The sequence below is a fragment of the Georgenia satyanarayanai genome (assembly GCF_023715365.1).
In the GTDB taxonomy this organism is placed as follows: Bacteria; Actinomycetota; Actinomycetes; order Actinomycetales; family Actinomycetaceae; genus Oceanitalea; species Oceanitalea satyanarayanai_B.
This window is the reverse complement of sequence record NZ_JAMBNZ010000005.1, coordinates 88,122-102,736: the sequence shown is the minus strand read 5'-3', so window position 1 is coordinate 102,736 and position 14,615 is coordinate 88,122. Positions and strand designations below refer to the sequence as shown.

Genomic DNA, 14,615 nt, shown 5'->3' with positions numbered 1-14,615 from the left:
CATGCAGAAGGTCGGAATTGGTGTGGTCGGCGCGGGATTCGTCGCGGATCTGCACGCCGAGTCGTTCAAGCGGGTAGCCGGCCACGACGCGCAGATCGTTGCCGTCGCCGCGCCCCCGACTCGGCGCGACGCGTTTGCGCAACGGCACGGGATCACGAAGGTCTACGACGACCTCGAGCAGTTGCTCACGGACGACGACGTGCACGTCATCGACATCTGCACGCCGCCGTCGCTGCACGTCGAGATGGTCACGAAGGTCATCGAGGCCGGCAAGCACGTCATCTGCGAGAAGCCCCTGACCGGCTTCTTCGACGTGCCCGACGACGGGGCCGAGTCGGTGGACCGTCGGCAGATGTACGAAGCGGTCATGGCAGAGATGGACAGGCTGCGTGAGGTCCTGGCGGGCACCAGTCTCGTCTTCGGGTACGCCGAGAACTACGTCTACGCGCCGTCGGTGCAGAAGAGCCGCGAGGTTCTGGAGAAGTCGGGTTCGCGAATCACCATGATGATCGGTGAAGAGTCGCACAACGGCTCGCACGCTGAGTACTCGCGACACTGGAAGGACTCCGGCGGCGGCGCACTCATCCGCCAGGGTTGCCACCCGCTGTCGGCCATGCTGTACCTGAAGCAGGTCGAGGCCAGGGTGGCTGGACGAACCGTCGCCGTGGACTCGGTGCTCGCAGACACCACTGCGATCACCCCCACGCTCTCCGACGAACAACGTCGCTTCCTGCACGCCCGTCCCGTCGACGTCGAGGACATGGCCAACGTGATCCTCACGTTCGACGACGGCACCCGAGGCGTGGTGACCGCCACCGACACGATTGTGGGCGGGGTGCGGAACTCGCTTCAGGTGTTCACCACCGACAGCGTCCACCTGTGCCAGATCAGTCAGAGCGACTCCCTGCGGCTCTACCACGCCGACGCAGCTTCCCTCGACGACGTGTACGTGACGGAGAAGATCGACAACAAGGGTGGCTGGCAGTACGTGCTCCTGGATGAGCTGATGGCACGCGGCTACATCGGGGAGATGCAGGACTTCATCGACTGCGTCGTCCACGGAGGCACACCGCAATCGGACTTCGAGCTGGCCTACACGTCGATGCAAGCGATCTATGCCGCCTACGAGTCTGCGGCCACAGACCGCAGAGTCCGCCTCTAGAGCTCCCGACTGTCCGCGGCGTGCCTCAGCAGGCCCAGGCCAACCGTCGCGACCCCCTGGTAGCAGAAGGTCTGGGCACCGAGCTGGACCCGGCTCAGGCAGCGGGTGCCCCAGGTGAGCAGGTGCTCGTGGACGAGCGCGCGGCGGGTGGCGGTGTCCGCGCGCGGGTCGGCGAGCAGCGCGGCGTAGGCGTCGAGGGCGGCGACGAGGCCACCGGTCCCGGGCTGTGCGGCGCCGGGTACGTGGGCCAGGAGCGCGGCCAGCGACGGCGCGACGGCGGGGGGCGGGGCCGTCGGCGCGACCGCCGGGCGGTGCGCGTCCCCGACGAAGAGACGGCGGTGGTCGGCACGCACTCGCTCGGGGGACTCGGCGGACAGCCGTGACTCCGCGAGGAGGGCGGCGCCGCGTAGGGACTCCGCGTCGTGCACCGGCCAGGAGACGACGTGCAGCGCGCCGAGGGACGGCGGGGAACCGAGGGCGCGGGCGACGGCCGACACGGCCGTCTCGACCGCGCGGGGACTGCCGAGCACCTGCTGACTCATCACCGATCTCCCCTCCGGCGACAATCCTCCCGTGCCCGCTCCGAGCCGGGGTGGGTCGAACGGCCCTGGCCGACGTCAGCCCACCGGTGGCCGCTCGAGCGTTCTCCACGTGCGGAACCTCGCGATAGGACGACGACGGCGCGGGGATGCTGCACTACGCTGGAACGCCGCGGCTCGGCCGCGTGCGTCCACTGAAGAAGAAGGAGTCCGCCGGTGTCCCCGACCCCGACCAAGCCACGCAAGCCCACCGCGGCTGAGAAGGCCAAGGCCGAGGCGGACAAGCGCACCGTGGTGGCCCGGAACAAGAAGGCCCGCCACGACTACCACATCGACGAGACCTTCGAGGCGGGCCTCGTGCTCACCGGCACGGAGGTGAAGTCGCTGCGCATGGGTCGCGCCTCGCTCGTGGACGGCTGGGTGGAGTTCGACCGCGGCGAGGCCTGGCTGCAGGGCGTACACATCCCCGAGTACAGCCAGGGCACGTGGACGAACCACACCGTGCGGCGCAAGCGCAAGCTCCTCCTCCACCGCGCCGAGCTCGACCGGCTCGTCGGCAAGAGCAAGGACAAGGGCCACACCGTCGTCCCGCTGGAGCTCTACTTCATCCGTGGCCGCGCGAAGGTGCTCGTCGCCCTCGCCCGAGGCAAGAAGGAGTACGACAAGCGCCACGCGCTGCGCGAGCAGCAGGACAACCGCGAGGCCCAGCGGGCGATGAGCCTGCGCGCCAACCGATGAGCGTGGTGCGGCGCGCGGCGTCCCTGCTCGTCCTCGCGCTGCTCTGCGTCGCCGCGCTCACGCTGCTCGTCGCGTCGCCCGCCCGCGCGGACGACTCCGTGGGCCACATCTCCCGCCTCGACGTCGGGGCCGTCGTCGAGGCCGACGGCGGCACGGTGCGCGTCGAGGTCGACCTCACCTACGACTTCGGCGACGAGGAGGCGCACGGCCCCTTCCTCGTCCTCGCCGAGCTGCAGGAGATCGAGGGCGACCCGGACCACTACCGCCGGCTCACGGTCAGCGACGTCACCGCGGAGTCGGCCACCGGCGCCCCGGCGGACCTGCGCGTCGAGCACGACGGCGGCGCGATCCAGCTCTTCATCGGCGACGAGGACGTCGAGGTCACCGGCGCCCACGACTACCGCGTGACGTACACGGTCGACGGCCTGTCCACGCCGGAGGCCACCGGCCCGGACGCGACCGTGCGGGACGAGCTGTACTGGAACGTCGTGGCGCCGGGCGGCTTCGACGTCCCGATCGAGGACGTCACCGTCGCCGTCACCGGCCCGGTGCCGCCGGAGGCCAGTGCCTGCTACGTCGGCCGCACGGGGTCCGACGACGCCTGCGACGGCGCGGGTGAGAGCCGCGGGGAGCGCGTCGACTTCTTCCACGAGCGCCTGGACGAGGGCGAGGGGCTGAGCGTGGCGGTCGGCTGGCCCGCCGGCACGCTCGTCGGCGCCGAGCCCGTCCACGAGCCGCGCCGGACCTGGTCCAACACCTTTCAGCTGGGTCCGCTCACCGGTGGCGCGGCGGGACTGGCCACGGTGCTCGGAGCGGGTGCCGCCGTCGTCGTCGCCTCGCGGCGTGGACGCGACGAGGCCTACCTCGACCTCACCCCCGGGCTCGCCCCGGCGGACGGGCAGGCCGGCACGGTGGGGCCGGCGCGCCGTCGTCAGGCCGTCGCCGTGCGCTTCACCCCGCCCGACGACGTCCGGCCCGGTGAGGTCGGCACCCTCCACGACGAGGTGGCCGACTCCCGCGACGTGTCCGCCACGCTCGTCGACCTCGCCGTGCGCGGCTACCTCCGCATCGAGGAGGTCGCTCCGGAAAAGGTCGGCGACGACGTGAGCGACTGGCGGCTCGTCCCGCTGCGCAGCTGGTCCGACGGGCTGGAGCGCTACGAGCGCGAGCTCCTCGACGCGCTCATGCCGGACGGTGAGCCGGTGGCGCTCTCGGAGGTGGGCGCGACGTACGCCACCGCAGTCGCGAAGACGCAGGAGGCGCTGTACCGCACCGTGACCGAGCACGGCTGGTTCCGTGGCTCGCCGCTCGCGGTGCGCAACCACTGGCTGCTGGGCGGTGTGGGGCTCGTGGGGCTGGGGATCCTCGTGACCGTGGTGCTCGTCCTGCTGCGATGGCCCGCGGTGCTCGGGATCCCGCTGCTGCTCGTCGGCATCGTCGTCGCCGTCGCATCCTCCGCGGTGCCGGCACGGACGGCTGCCGGGACCGCGGTGCTCGCGCAGACGCTCGGGTTCCGGGAGTACCTCGCGACCGCCGAGGCCGAGCAGATCCGCTTCGAGGAGGGGCAGGACCTCTTCTCGCGGTACCTGCCGTACGCGATCGTCTTCGGGCTCACCGAGCGGTGGGCGCAGATTCTCGCGGACGTCGCGGCCCAGGGGCGGCAGGTCGGGAGCCCGGACTGGTACGTGCCGGTGACGCCGGGCATCGGCTGGTGGACCCAGCCGGCGATGTTCGCCGGTTCCGTCGGAGCCTTCGCCGAGGCGGCGGCCTCCGCGGTGACCTCGGCCGGGTCGAGCGGCAGCTCCGGATTCTCCGGCTCGGTGGGCGGCGGAGCCGGAGGGATGGGCGGCGGCAGCTGGTAGGGCGGTTCGCAGGCCGGTGGCGGATACTCGAGGCCTGACACGCACCGCTGCCGAGCAAGGGAACTGCCATGTCGATCAAGCTCCGCCACGTCCCGCCGCGCTTGGCCGCGGGGGCCTTCATCCTCAACTCCGGCCTGAGCAAGCGCGGCCTTGACGAGGAGTCGGCTGCCGGGCTGCAGGCGATGGGCGCGAACGCGGTGCCCCAGCTCAAGGACATGTCCCCGCAGGACTTCGGCAAGCTCATCAGCACCGCGGAGACCGCACTCGGCGCGGCGCTGCTGCTGCCCATCGTCCCCAGCGGCCTGGCCGGGCTGGGCCTCACGGCGTTCTCCGCGGGCCTGGTCCGCATGTACCTCAAGACCCCGGGCATGACGCAGGAGGACGGCATCCGTCCCACGGGCGACGGCACGGGGATCGCCAAGGACGTATGGCTGCTCGGTATCGGGCTCGGGCTCGTCATCGACGCGCTCACCTCGCGCAAGAAGTAGCCGCCGCCCGATGTCGCCCGGCCGGAATAGATCTGACTCGGGTCCGGTTGGGACGTATGATGGGTCAGCCGGCTCCGGCCGGTGATTGACAACTCCACAGGGGATGATCGGTTTCGACGACGGACGTCGTGCCAGAGGAAGCGGGTCGAGGATGCAGAGTTATCTCGATAACGCCCTCTGCAAACCAATAGGTGCCGATTCCAAGCGCACCGACTTCGCCCTCGCCGCCTGAGCGAGCCGCGTAAGTCCGTCAGCCCGGGTTAGCTCTCGACCCGGTTCCTGGCGTCAGCTAGAGAGCCACTGCTCGTAGCCCTCGTCACCGGGGCTACGGGGACTTCCAGGTGACTGGGCCTGTCAGCTGCTTGTCTGCGTGACAGCTGGGGCCGAGAAAATCGCAGCAGACTGCACCCGGAGAAGCTCTGGTTCTGCGCCGTCGGACGCGGGTTCGATTCCCGCCATCTCCACCATCCCTGTGCCCGAGGGCCGCCTCCCACGGAGGCGGCCTTCGGCATGTCCGGACCCGGGCGGTTCGCGGGCTGACGGGCCGCCGTCGCCGTCACACCACGCGTCGTGCGAGAGCGACGGCTGAGCCGTCCTGCTCGGAGACCACCGTGCGCACCGCGTACCCGAGGTCGGAGAGGATCCGCTCCACCCGGTCGAGCTGGCTCGCCGCCACCTCGAGGGCGAGGCACCCGCTCCGCGCCAGCCACTGTTCCGCTCCTCGCCCGATCCGGTCGACCAGGTCGAGACCGTCGATTCCGCCGTCGAGCGCCTGTGACGGCTCGAAGTCACGCGCCTGCGCCGCCAGCAGTGCGAACTGCCCGGTCGGGACGTACGGAGGGCTGGCGGCGAGCACGTCGACCCGGCGCCGCAGCCGGCGCGGGAGTGGAGCGAACAGGTCCCCCTGGTAGACGGTGCCGCCCAGGGGACCGAGGTTGCGGGCGGCGTATTCGACTGCCCGCGGATCGATGTCGGTGGCGTACAGGCGCACCTGCGGCAGCTCGGCCGCGAGGCTCCCACCGACGGCACCGACTCCGCAGCAGAGGTCGACGACGACGACGTCCCGTCCCTCTCCCGCCGTGCACCGGACCAGGGACGCTGCCTCCTCCACGAGGAGCTCGCTCCGCGCCCGCGGCACGAAGACGGCCGGTCCGACGACGTAGCGACGTCCGCGGAACTCCGCCCAGCCGACGATGTGCTCGAGAGGCTCGCCGCGCTCGCGGCGCGTGACCATGGTGTCGAGCTCGCCCTCCGTCGTGGCGCTGTCGACGAGGACCACGGCCTCAGCCATCGGCCTGACACATCCGGCCGATGCGAGGCGCTGTGCGACAGCGGTCAGCATCCCCGAAGCATCCCACCGTCCGTGCGCCCGGTCCTCGTGTTTTTCTGGTGCCGGATCGAGCTGCTCAACCAGCGAGCACCTCGCGCAGCGTGGCGGCAAAGGCCTCCGGCTCGCCGGTCTGGCCGTACTCCCCGCCCATGAAGCCGCTGTGCCCGCTGGGGAAGACAGCGAGCTCGACGCCGAGCTGCGCGGCCAACGACTCGCTCGTGCGCCACGTCATCGCCCCCTTGCTCTCGATCCCGGCCGCCGGCACGACCCGTGCCGAGGAGGCCTTGAGCGCGGCGATGTCGGGCTGGTAGCGGACGATCGCCGACGCGACGTCGGACAGCAGCGGGTCGTCCCGCGAGCCGTCGTCCTCTGTCGGCATGCCGAACATCGCGGGGTCGGGGGTCTCGGTGCCGAAGCCCTCCGGGAACTCGCCCTGCCAGGAGGTCATGGCGATGAAGGCGGCCATGCCCCAGCCCCAGCCGCGCGCGTTGTACGTGGACTGCACGCGTCCCCAGGCCCCGAAGGCGCGGTCGGCGTCCGGGAGGAGGGGCAGGGCCGGCGGCTCGTGCGCGACGACGGTGCGCACGTCGCCGGGGTGGGTCGCCGCAAGGCACAGCGCGGTCACGGCACCGCCGCTGCTGCCGAGGAGCTCGACCGGCCCGGCGCCCAGCTCGGTGATGAGCCGGTGGACGTCGTCGGCCTGCTGCTCGGGAGTCTGCACCAGGCTGCCGTCGCTGCGGGTGCTGCGCCCCAGGCCGCGGGGGTCGTACGTGATGACGGTCCGGTCGGTGAAGAACGAGGCGAGCGTGGTGAAGCCGACAGCGTCCATGGGCTGACCGATGAGCACGAGCGGGGGAGCGCCGTCGGCGGTCGGAAGGGGACCGCGGACGTCGTAGGTGAGGGTCGCGCCGGGCACGTCCAACGTGCGGGTCTCGGCGGTCGTCGTGGTCATCTCGTGTGCTCCTCGGGTCGGTGGTGGTGGCCAGAGCGGCCCACTGCCTCCTACCGACCAGTCATCGCCACGGAACTCATCGCCGGCGGTGGCCGCTCCTAGAACGGCGGCTCCTCCGGGGCCCACGCCTGCTCCGGGCCATCCTCCAGGGCCCACGTCCGCTCCCGGCCCTCCCGATCCTGTCCCGACGAAGGGTCCGCGTGGGGTGCCACCCAGTGGCTGAGAGGGTCCTCCCCGAGGGAGATGGCGGCGAGCATCGCGTCGACGAGCTGGGGGGCGACGGGGCGGTGGTGGCGTTCGGAGTCCTTGACGAGCTCGCGCAGGGTGTGGGCGGTGTGGCGGGGGAGGGTGATGGTGGTGCCGTCGGGGCGGCGGAGGTAGCCGTGGCCGGTGGGGGTGGTCCAGGCGTAGGTGCGGTCGGTGGCGTGGGCGACGGTGTAGGCGCCGATGGTCTTGGCGCGGTGGTCGCTGGTGCACTGGGGTCCGAGGTTGTCGGCGGAGGTGGCGCCGCCGTCTTTCCATTCGTGGATGTGGTCGAGGTCGGCGGTGCGGGCGGGGTGGGTGCAGCCGGGGCGGATGCAGGTGCGGTCGCGGTAGCGGACGTGGTCGGCGATCGCGGCGGGGGGCTGGTAGCGGGTGCGTCCGACATCGAGGACCTGCCCGGTGACGGGGTCGGTGAGCAGGCGGCGCCAGGTGCCACCGGCGGCCAGGGCGCGGGCGATGACGGGTGGGATGGGTCCGTAGCCGTCGAGCTCGGCGACGGGCTCGGGCTCGCGGTCCAGGGCGGTGGTGCCCGGGTCGCGCGGTTCGGGCTGCAGGACGGTGATGGGGACGAGGACGTTGATGTCGGCTCGTCCGCCGCCGATCATCCCGACGCGGATGGTGGGCAGGGCGCACCCGGGCAGCCGGTGACCGGGCAGGGGTGGCCCGTCCGCGATATGGGGTGGTGGTGAGGTCGGAGATGGTGCGGTGGGCTCATCGGCGAGCGGCGGCGCCGCTTCGGGCGGGGACTGGACCGGTGGAGAGTCGTCGGTGGCGTCTGGCGGTTCGGTACTCGGCGGCAGAGTGTCGGCGGTATCCGGCGGGCCGGCAGGGTCCGGTGGTGGCGCAATGTCCGGCTGAGACTTTGCGGCCGGTGTTGCAGGGGTGCTGCCGTCTGCGGCGGTGTCTTGGCAGCCGCAGGGGCAGTGGAGGTGGGCGCCGGGTCCGATGAAGCCCAGGGCCAGGGCGGTGTGGGCCATGAGGGCGAGGCTGTCGGCTCTGAGCTGGTCCAGGGTGCGGGTGTCGCCGGTGTTCTTGGCGGCGCGGGCGGAGGCGTCCAGGGCCAGGTCCATGGCGATGGCGTCGGCGGCGGGGAGGCGGGCGGAGAGCATGGCCATGCCGTCGGGCAGGGGGCGGGGGTGGTAGACGCAGCGCTTTTGGCGGGCAGTCTTGTGGCGGTCGTCGGCGGAGTCGGGGTCGACGGCGATGACGGCTTTGTCGAGGTCGTCGTTGAGCTGGCGAAGGGTGCGGCCGGGTGCTTTGGGCAGGACTTCCCACTGGGCGGCGAGGGCGACCTCGGCGGGCAGGTCGATCAGCCTGGTGACGATGGCTTGGGCGCGGGGCCAGTCGATGAGGCCTTGGTCGAGGAGCTCGCCGGTGGGTTCGAACATGCCACCGAAGGCGCGGCCGCAGGTGGCCATCTTGACGGCGGCCTGCTTGGTGATCCGTAGCCGCATGGATAGCTCCTGGCCCACGAGGCACTCTCCGCGGGTGCGGCCGGGGATGTCACCGGGCCAGGTGGGGTTGACCGAGTCGCGCTCGGCGAGCACGGCGGCGGCGCGGGCGGCCTGGGCCGCGGACCACGCTTCCATGCGCTTGTGGGCGGCGACGACCTCGACGAGGGAGAAGTCGTCCACGTCCTCGGGATCGATCGCCGCGAGCAGCGTGGCCAGCCGCTCGCTCGGGGCCAGCGGCTCGAGATAGTCCCCGAGGGCACCGGGTTGAGGGAGGAGCTCCGCGAGAAGGCTGCCGGGCCACCCCGGTGGCTCCTCGTCCGCCGCTGCCGGCGGCAGGGACGGCGCCTCACCGGGACCGGGCGTCGGGCCGGAGGGTGTGGGGGCGGCGGTCTGCTCCGGCCGGCTGACGGGCCGGAACGCCAGACCGGCAAAGTCAGGGGAGAGGACCTCCGCGAAGGTGGTCCTCGCGACGAGGAGCGCGCGGTTGCCATCGTCAGCGGCGGATATCCCGGACGTCCGACTGGCCATCGCCGTCACCCCCTTCTGCCACTATGGTATCGAACATACGTTCGGGCGACAAGGGGTGTGGACCGCGGTCTCCGCGCCACCGACAGGCGGGCCGGCGGGCACATTCCTACACTCGCTCCCATGGCCGAGGTGCGGATCGGCGTGTCCGGGTGGAGGTACGCCCCCTGGCGCGGAGACTTCTACCCTCCCGGGCTCGCTCAGCGCCGGGAGCTCGAGTACATCGGCCAGACCTTCCCCACGGTCGAGCTCAACGGCTCCTTCTACTCCCTCCAGCGGCCGGAGTCCTACGCGCGCTGGCGCGAGAGCACGCCGCCCGGCTTCAGCTTCGCGGTCAAGGGCGGCCGGTTCATCACGCACTTCAAGGCGCTGCGTGACGTCGAGGTGCCGCTGGCCAACTTCTTCGCCTCGGGCGTGCTCGCGCTCGAGGACCGGCTCGGCCCGTTCCTCTGGCAGCTGCCGGCACGTCAGCAGCTCGACGTCGACAGGGTCGCGGGATTCCTCGAGGCGCTCCCGAGGAGCACCACCCAGGCCGCTCTGCTCGGCGAGCGGCACGACGAGCGCCTGGACGGCCGCGCCTGGACGACGACGGACACGGACCGGCCCCTGCGACACGCCCTGGAGGTGCGGCACGCGAGCTTCGTGGACCCGGCCTTCCTGCGGCTGCTCGCGGAGCACGACGTCGGCCTCGTCGTCTCCGACGGTGGAGAGACCTGGCCCGTGTTCGAGGACGTCACGGCGAGCCTCGTCTATGTGCGCCTCCACGGCGCGACCGAGCTGTACGTGAGCGGCTACGACGAGCCGGCGCTCCGGTCGTGGGCCGCGAAGGTGAGGGCCTGGTACGAGGTGGGGCACGACGTCGTCGTCTACTTCGACAACGACGCGAAGGTGCGGGCGCCCTTCGACGCGCTCGCGCTCACCGACATGCTCGCGGACATCGCTGAGCGCCCCGCCGCCACGGTCGGCACACTGGGTGGATGATCAGCGACCGTCTCGCCCGTGAGCTCGAAGCCGCCGGACTGCGCTGGGACCCCGCACCTGGCGACCGGTTCCGCATCAAGGCGGAGGAGCTTTCCGAGGACGTCTTCATCCTCTCCCACATGGTCATCGAGGCCCGGACCTACGACACCGGCACCGTGCTCAACTTCAACGGGACCACCGAGTGGGCGCTGGACAACGTCGACCAGGACGACGCCCTGTGGCTGCCCCGGGAGGACCAGCTGCGCGAGTACCTCGGTGGTACGTTCCGCGGGCTCGAGCGGGTGGACGGCGAGTACGTCGTGACGACCGCCGGCACGGACGGCGCAGCCGCCACCCACCGCGCCGCCGACGTCGAGGATGCCTACGCCGCCGCGCTCCTCGAGCTCGTGGAGCGCGCGGTCTCGGCGTAGTGCACGGCCCGGAGCCCTGGCAGGAGGCTCCGGACCGTGGATCTTGGGGTCAGTCCGTGAGCCTGACCGTGACGCCGCCGGAGAACATCGAGTCGTGCAGCTCGATGGCGGCGGGCTGGGCGTCGGCAGGGATGTCGAAGACGACGATGCCCTCGACCGAGTTGCCGGGGTTGATGTCGTTGAGGAACGTCTGGGAGCCGTCGAGGTAGATGGCCGCCGACCCGTTGGCCGAGTGCTCGCGGCCCTGGTCGTCGACGAGCGTCTGGTTGCTGCCGTCGAGCATCTGCGCCTCGTCGCCGATGTTGCTCACCGTCATGTGGACGAGCACGAACTGGCCCTGCGCCTGCTCGCTGAGGAACTCGTCGCCCACCTCGCTGACGCCCGTCTCGACCTCGGTGACGGTGAACTCGAACTTTCCGTCACGCACGGCGTCACCGACGCCCGCGGCGTCCTCGGCGGGTGCGGCGTTGTCGGCCGTCGGCTCGGCAGCCTCCTCCGCGGGCGCCTCCGATGCGGTTCCCGACGACGGCGCCTCCTCCCCGCCACCGAGCGCGGTCCCTGCCACGGCGAGGACGACGAGCACGAGGATCGCGGTGAGGATCTTGTGCCGGGCGAACCAGCTCTTCTGCTTCGGCGGCTCGGGCACCTGTGGCGTGCCGGGGGTGGCGTAGGCGCCGGGGCCGTGCGGGAAAGTCTGGCCGTCGGTGTGGTTCATCGTGTCCTCCTGGGTGGTGGGGCGTGTGACCACCAGCGAACTCGACCGGGCAGCGTCGCCACATCGGCCGACTGCCTACCGTTCCCCAGCCGATCGGCCAGGCCCGCGCGGGGTGACACTGGCCGGTCGGCGGTGCCGGCACGGTCCGGCGGTGAATACGGTGTGCCCATGGAGCGACGAGCGCAGGTCCCGGCGCGGCCTGCGCCGTGGTGGCGCACCGTCCTGTGGGGCACGCTGTGCGCGCTCATGTCGCTGACGAGCTTCGTCTTTTCCGAGACCGGCCAGCGCGCGGAGGACGGCGCGGTCCTTCTCGTGCTGCTCGGGTTCTTCGTCTCCCTCGGTCTCCCGCTGGTCCTCTTGTGGCGACGACGTGCGCCCTACGCCGTGACACTGACCGCCGCCGCCACCGCGGTGGTGCTGCCGGTGGGGAGCTGGACGGCGCTCGTCGCCCTCGGGTCGCTCATCTCCCGCCGGCGCGGGCGCGACGTGTGGTGGACGACGGTGGCCGTCGCGGTGGCCACGGCCGTGACCGTTGTCCGGGACGCGGCCGGACGCACGTCGGGCTCCTCCCTCATCAAGACGCTCCTCGCGCCCGCGGGAGCCGAGCCCGGCACCGTTGTCGCGCTCGGGTGGTGGGTCGCGCCCCTCTTCCTCGCGCTCGGCATGGCCGGAGCGGTGGGGGCGGGGCTCGCCGTCCGCGCGAACCGGCAGGCCGAGGTGTCCGCCGGCCAGGTGAGCGCCGCCGAACAGCGGACCGACCGCCTGGACGACCAGCTGGCCCGTCAGCGCGAGCGCGAGCGCATCGGCCGGGAGGTGCACGACGTCCTCGGCCACCGACTCTCCCTGCTCAACCTCCATGCCGGTGCCCTGGAGGCCCACGCGCCGCCCGACGGCCAGCTCCGAGAGAGCGCCCGCCTCGTCCGCGAGGGTGCAGCGAAGTCGATGGCGGACCTGCGCTCCCTGCTCGCCATGCTCAACGAGCCGCTGAGCGCCGAGCCCGCGGAGCCGGACCTCTCGCTCGTCGACCTCCCTACGATGATCGGCGAGAGCGTCGACGCCGGGCTCCCCGTGAGCTCCTCGGTGTACATCGACGGCGCGGAGCGGGCGGACCCCGCCCTCGCCCGTGCGGTCTACCGCATCGTCCAGGAGCTGCTCACCAACGCCCGCCGACACGCGGAGGGCCGGCCGGTGCGCCTCGACGTCACCGGCAGCCCGAGCGCCGGCATGCACATCGACGCCCGCAACCCCTATGAGCCGAGCGGGCACGTCGGGGGCGGGCAGGGCCTGCGCGGCATCGCCGAACGCGTCGAGCTGCTCGGCGGGGACCTCGCCTACGGCCTGGACGACGACGGCCGCACCTTCCGCGTCACCGTCCGCCTGCCGTGGCGCGAGGCAGCCGTCTGACCTGCGCCGCCTACGATGACGGCATGCCCGAGGCCCACCGCATCCTGCTGGTCGACGACGACCCGCTCGTGCGCACGGGGCTTCGGCTCCTCCTGAGCAGCGACCCTGTCCTCGAGGTCGTCGGCGAGGCCGGTGACGGCGACGAGGTCGTCGAGGCCGTCCAGCGGCACGCGCCCGACGTCGTCCTCATGGACCTGCGCATGCCCCGCCTCGACGGGATCGCGGCAACACGCGCGGTGCGGGCGCTGTCGCGGGCGCCCCACGTCATCTCCCTCACCACCTGGGACGTCGACGACGCCGTGCTCCGCAGCCTCGAGGCGGGCGCCGAGGGCTTCCTCCTCAAGTCCTCCTCGCCCTCGGAGATCATCGGGGCTGTCAAGGCCGTCGTCGCCGGTGACGCCGTGCTCTCCCCGCGCAGCACCAGGCAGGTGCTGGACCACTACACGCGCGGTGGCGACGGCCAGGCCCGCCAGGAGGCGCAGGCCGTGATGGCGGCGCTCACCGAGCGGGAGCGGGACGTCGCCGTCGCTGTCGGCCACGGGCTGAGCAACGCCGAGGTCGCCGCGCAGCTCTTCGTCTCTGCCGCCACGGTCAAGGCGCACCTTGCCACCATCCAGACCAAGCTCGGGGTGCGAAACCGTGTGCAGGTCGCCGTCCACGCCGAGCGCGCCGGTCTTCTCCGCGCTGCCCGCGACCACTGAGGCGTTCGCCACGGCGTCGTGACCAAAGCGTGACATTCGGCCGCGCCCCGCGTTAGTGTCGCCCGTGTCCCGCGAACCCTCCGCGCGGGGCCCTCGGCCGGCTCCCCCTCCCGCCGCCGCCCGAGGACGACGACCCAGTGGCGGGTGTGCCGTCGGTCGGGCGCCGACGAGCCTGGGGGTGAGAAGGGCCAGTCGTGGCCGAGCCGTCGTCCCACCGCACCGTGTCCCGAGTCGAGCGTCTCGCGCAGCGGCTGCAACCGTACGAGCAGGTCGCCGCGCCGCTCCAGCGCCGCTACCGCGCGGGTCTGGCCGGTGCGCTCGCCGTCGTCCTCGTCGCGGGCGTCAGCGCGGCGGCCGTCGTCGACGACGGCGCCTCGTCTGCCCGCGCCGACCTCGCCGCCCTCGGGCTCGAGACCGGACACGGCGTCACCCCCGGCATCACGGTCCCCGGGTCCGCGGACCTCGTGCTCGAGCCGATGGACGTCGACGTCGAGCTGAGCAAGGGCGACATCCAGGACATCCCCGACGCCGTCGCGGCGCTGGTGGCCGAGCAGGAGGCCGCGCGCCAGGCCGCCGCCGCCCGCGAGGAGGCCGCCGCCGCCGCGAGCCGGTCCGCGTCCCGCGCGCAGGCACCCGCCGCGGAGACCAGCGAGGAGGCCGAGGGCGACGCCCCCGCGGCGGCCGTCTCCGTCGGCCAGGGCGGTGAGCGCGGCGCGATCGGCGCCATGGTCAACGACTTCCGTGCCCAGCAGGGCCTGCACGCGCTCGGTAACGACGCCACGCTCGACCAGGTCGCCCAGGGCTGGGCCGAGTGGATGGCCGCCAACCAGACCCTCCAGCACAACCCGAGCTACCGGTCCCAGATCGGCGGCGGCTGGTCCGCGGCCGGCGAGAACATCGTCCGGAACACCGGCGGCGCCTCGATGTCCTCCAGCGCGATCACCAGCTGGATGGTCGACTGGTGGAAGAACTCCAGCGTCCACCGGGCCAACATGCTGAACAGCAAGTACACCCACGTGGGCGTGGGCTACGCGATGGGCGCGGGCGGCCCCTACGCCGTCCTCCTCCTCGGTGGTCGCTGAGCCGGCGC

14 protein-coding genes and 1 other RNA gene are annotated in these 14,615 nt (G+C 72.3%); 10 read left to right on the top strand and 5 right to left on the bottom strand.

Annotated features, from left to right (window positions below; translation table 11 throughout):
• The first annotated feature begins 1 nt into the window (after position 1).
• Positions 2-1,162, top strand: a complete 1,161-nt coding sequence (locus tag M3148_RS08250; RefSeq protein WP_251304197.1) for a Gfo/Idh/MocA family protein — start codon at positions 2-4, stop codon at positions 1,160-1,162.
• Here M3148_RS08250 and M3148_RS08245 read toward each other — a convergent pair.
• On the bottom strand, positions 1,159-1,704 hold the full coding sequence (locus tag M3148_RS08245) for a hypothetical protein (RefSeq protein WP_251304196.1): 546 nt from the start codon (positions 1,702-1,704) through the stop codon (positions 1,159-1,161). The genes M3148_RS08250 and M3148_RS08245 overlap by 4 nt on opposite strands.
• A gap of 213 nt (positions 1,705-1,917) precedes the next feature.
• On the opposite strand from M3148_RS08245, the gene smpB reads away from it, so the two are divergent.
• The 4 genes from smpB to ssrA all read left to right on the top strand — a co-directional run bounded on the left by smpB (position 1,918) and on the right by ssrA (position 5,256).
• Entirely contained in the window at positions 1,918-2,439 is a 522-nt protein-coding gene (gene smpB / locus M3148_RS08240; protein WP_308203228.1) for an SsrA-binding protein SmpB, read from the top strand.
• Positions 2,436-4,301 carry a DUF2207 domain-containing protein gene (locus M3148_RS08235; RefSeq protein ID WP_251304195.1) on the top strand — a complete coding sequence of 622 codons (1,866 nt, stop codon included), beginning with the start codon at positions 2,436-2,438 and terminating at the stop codon, positions 4,299-4,301. The genes smpB and M3148_RS08235 overlap by 4 nt, the downstream gene beginning before the upstream one ends.
• A gap of 68 nt (positions 4,302-4,369) precedes the next feature.
• Positions 4,370-4,789 carry a hypothetical protein gene (locus M3148_RS08230; protein ID WP_251304194.1) on the top strand — a complete coding sequence of 140 codons (420 nt, stop codon included), beginning with the start codon at positions 4,370-4,372 and terminating at the stop codon, positions 4,787-4,789.
• 99 nt (positions 4,790-4,888) lie between these two features.
• Positions 4,889-5,256: a transfer-messenger RNA gene (gene ssrA, locus M3148_RS08225) on the top strand.
• Positions 5,257-5,345: 89 nt separating this feature from the next.
• On the opposite strand, the gene M3148_RS08220 is transcribed toward ssrA, so the two are convergent.
• The 3 genes from M3148_RS08220 to M3148_RS08210 all read right to left on the bottom strand — a co-directional run bounded on the left by M3148_RS08220 (position 5,346) and on the right by M3148_RS08210 (position 9,317).
• The gene (locus M3148_RS08220; protein ID WP_285883822.1) at positions 5,346-6,131 is read right to left on the bottom strand and encodes a putative protein N(5)-glutamine methyltransferase; all 786 of its coding nucleotides are present in this window, start codon (positions 6,129-6,131) and stop codon (positions 5,346-5,348) included.
• A gap of 64 nt (positions 6,132-6,195) precedes the next feature.
• Positions 6,196-7,071 (bottom strand): alpha/beta hydrolase, encoded by an 876-nt coding sequence (locus M3148_RS08215; RefSeq protein WP_251304192.1) that lies wholly within the window; start codon positions 7,069-7,071, stop codon positions 6,196-6,198.
• A gap of 98 nt (positions 7,072-7,169) precedes the next feature.
• A complete protein-coding gene (locus M3148_RS08210; RefSeq protein WP_251304191.1) occupies positions 7,170-9,317 on the bottom strand; it encodes an HNH endonuclease signature motif containing protein in 2,148 nt (715 codons plus the stop codon).
• A gap of 120 nt (positions 9,318-9,437) precedes the next feature.
• Between M3148_RS08210 and M3148_RS08205 the strand changes: the two genes are divergently transcribed.
• On the top strand, positions 9,438-10,295 hold the full coding sequence (locus M3148_RS08205; RefSeq protein WP_251304190.1) for a DUF72 domain-containing protein: 858 nt from the start codon (positions 9,438-9,440) through the stop codon (positions 10,293-10,295).
• The gene (locus tag M3148_RS08200) at positions 10,292-10,705 is read left to right on the top strand and encodes a pilus assembly protein CpaE (RefSeq protein WP_251304189.1); all 414 of its coding nucleotides are present in this window, start codon (positions 10,292-10,294) and stop codon (positions 10,703-10,705) included. Before M3148_RS08205 ends, M3148_RS08200 begins: the two co-directional genes overlap by 4 nt.
• Before the next feature lie 49 nt (positions 10,706-10,754).
• On the opposite strand, the gene M3148_RS08195 is transcribed toward M3148_RS08200, so the two are convergent.
• Positions 10,755-11,453 (bottom strand): DUF4352 domain-containing protein, encoded by a 699-nt coding sequence (locus M3148_RS08195; protein ID WP_251304188.1) that lies wholly within the window; start codon positions 11,451-11,453, stop codon positions 10,755-10,757.
• A 135-nt stretch (positions 11,454-11,588) separates the two neighbouring features.
• Here M3148_RS08195 and M3148_RS08190 point away from each other — a divergent pair, with 135 nt between their 5' ends.
• From M3148_RS08190 to M3148_RS18135, 3 genes are all read left to right on the top strand, one after another.
• Positions 11,589-12,824, top strand: coding sequence for a sensor histidine kinase (locus tag M3148_RS08190; protein ID WP_251304187.1), 1,236 nt, complete (start codon positions 11,589-11,591; stop codon positions 12,822-12,824).
• 23 nt (positions 12,825-12,847) lie between these two features.
• On the top strand, positions 12,848-13,525 hold the full coding sequence (locus M3148_RS08185) for a response regulator (protein WP_251304186.1): 678 nt from the start codon (positions 12,848-12,850) through the stop codon (positions 13,523-13,525).
• A 194-nt stretch (positions 13,526-13,719) separates the two neighbouring features.
• Positions 13,720-14,607, top strand: coding sequence for a CAP domain-containing protein (locus tag M3148_RS18135; RefSeq protein ID WP_251304185.1), 888 nt, complete (start codon positions 13,720-13,722; stop codon positions 14,605-14,607).
• The last annotated feature ends 8 nt before the right edge of the window (positions 14,608-14,615 follow it).

Coding starts and splice junctions, on each gene's coding strand:
- M3148_RS08250 (WP_251304197.1), top strand. CDS start 2: ATGCAGAAGGTCGGAATTGGTGTGGTCGGCGCGGGATTCGTCGCGGAT.
- M3148_RS08245 (WP_251304196.1), bottom strand. CDS start 1,704: ATGAGTCAGCAGGTGCTCGGCAGTCCCCGCGCGGTCGAGACGGCCGTG.
- M3148_RS08235 (WP_251304195.1), top strand. CDS start 2,436: ATGAGCGTGGTGCGGCGCGCGGCGTCCCTGCTCGTCCTCGCGCTGCTC.
- M3148_RS08230 (WP_251304194.1), top strand. CDS start 4,370: ATGTCGATCAAGCTCCGCCACGTCCCGCCGCGCTTGGCCGCGGGGGCC.
- M3148_RS08220 (WP_285883822.1), bottom strand. CDS start 6,131: ATGCTGACCGCTGTCGCACAGCGCCTCGCATCGGCCGGATGTGTCAGG.
- M3148_RS08215 (WP_251304192.1), bottom strand. CDS start 7,071: ATGACCACGACGACCGCCGAGACCCGCACGTTGGACGTGCCCGGCGCG.
- M3148_RS08210 (WP_251304191.1), bottom strand. CDS start 9,317: ATGGCCAGTCGGACGTCCGGGATATCCGCCGCTGACGATGGCAACCGC.
- M3148_RS08205 (WP_251304190.1), top strand. CDS start 9,438: ATGGCCGAGGTGCGGATCGGCGTGTCCGGGTGGAGGTACGCCCCCTGG.
- M3148_RS08200 (WP_251304189.1), top strand. CDS start 10,292: ATGATCAGCGACCGTCTCGCCCGTGAGCTCGAAGCCGCCGGACTGCGC.
- M3148_RS08190 (WP_251304187.1), top strand. CDS start 11,589: ATGGAGCGACGAGCGCAGGTCCCGGCGCGGCCTGCGCCGTGGTGGCGC.
- M3148_RS08185 (WP_251304186.1), top strand. CDS start 12,848: ATGCCCGAGGCCCACCGCATCCTGCTGGTCGACGACGACCCGCTCGTG.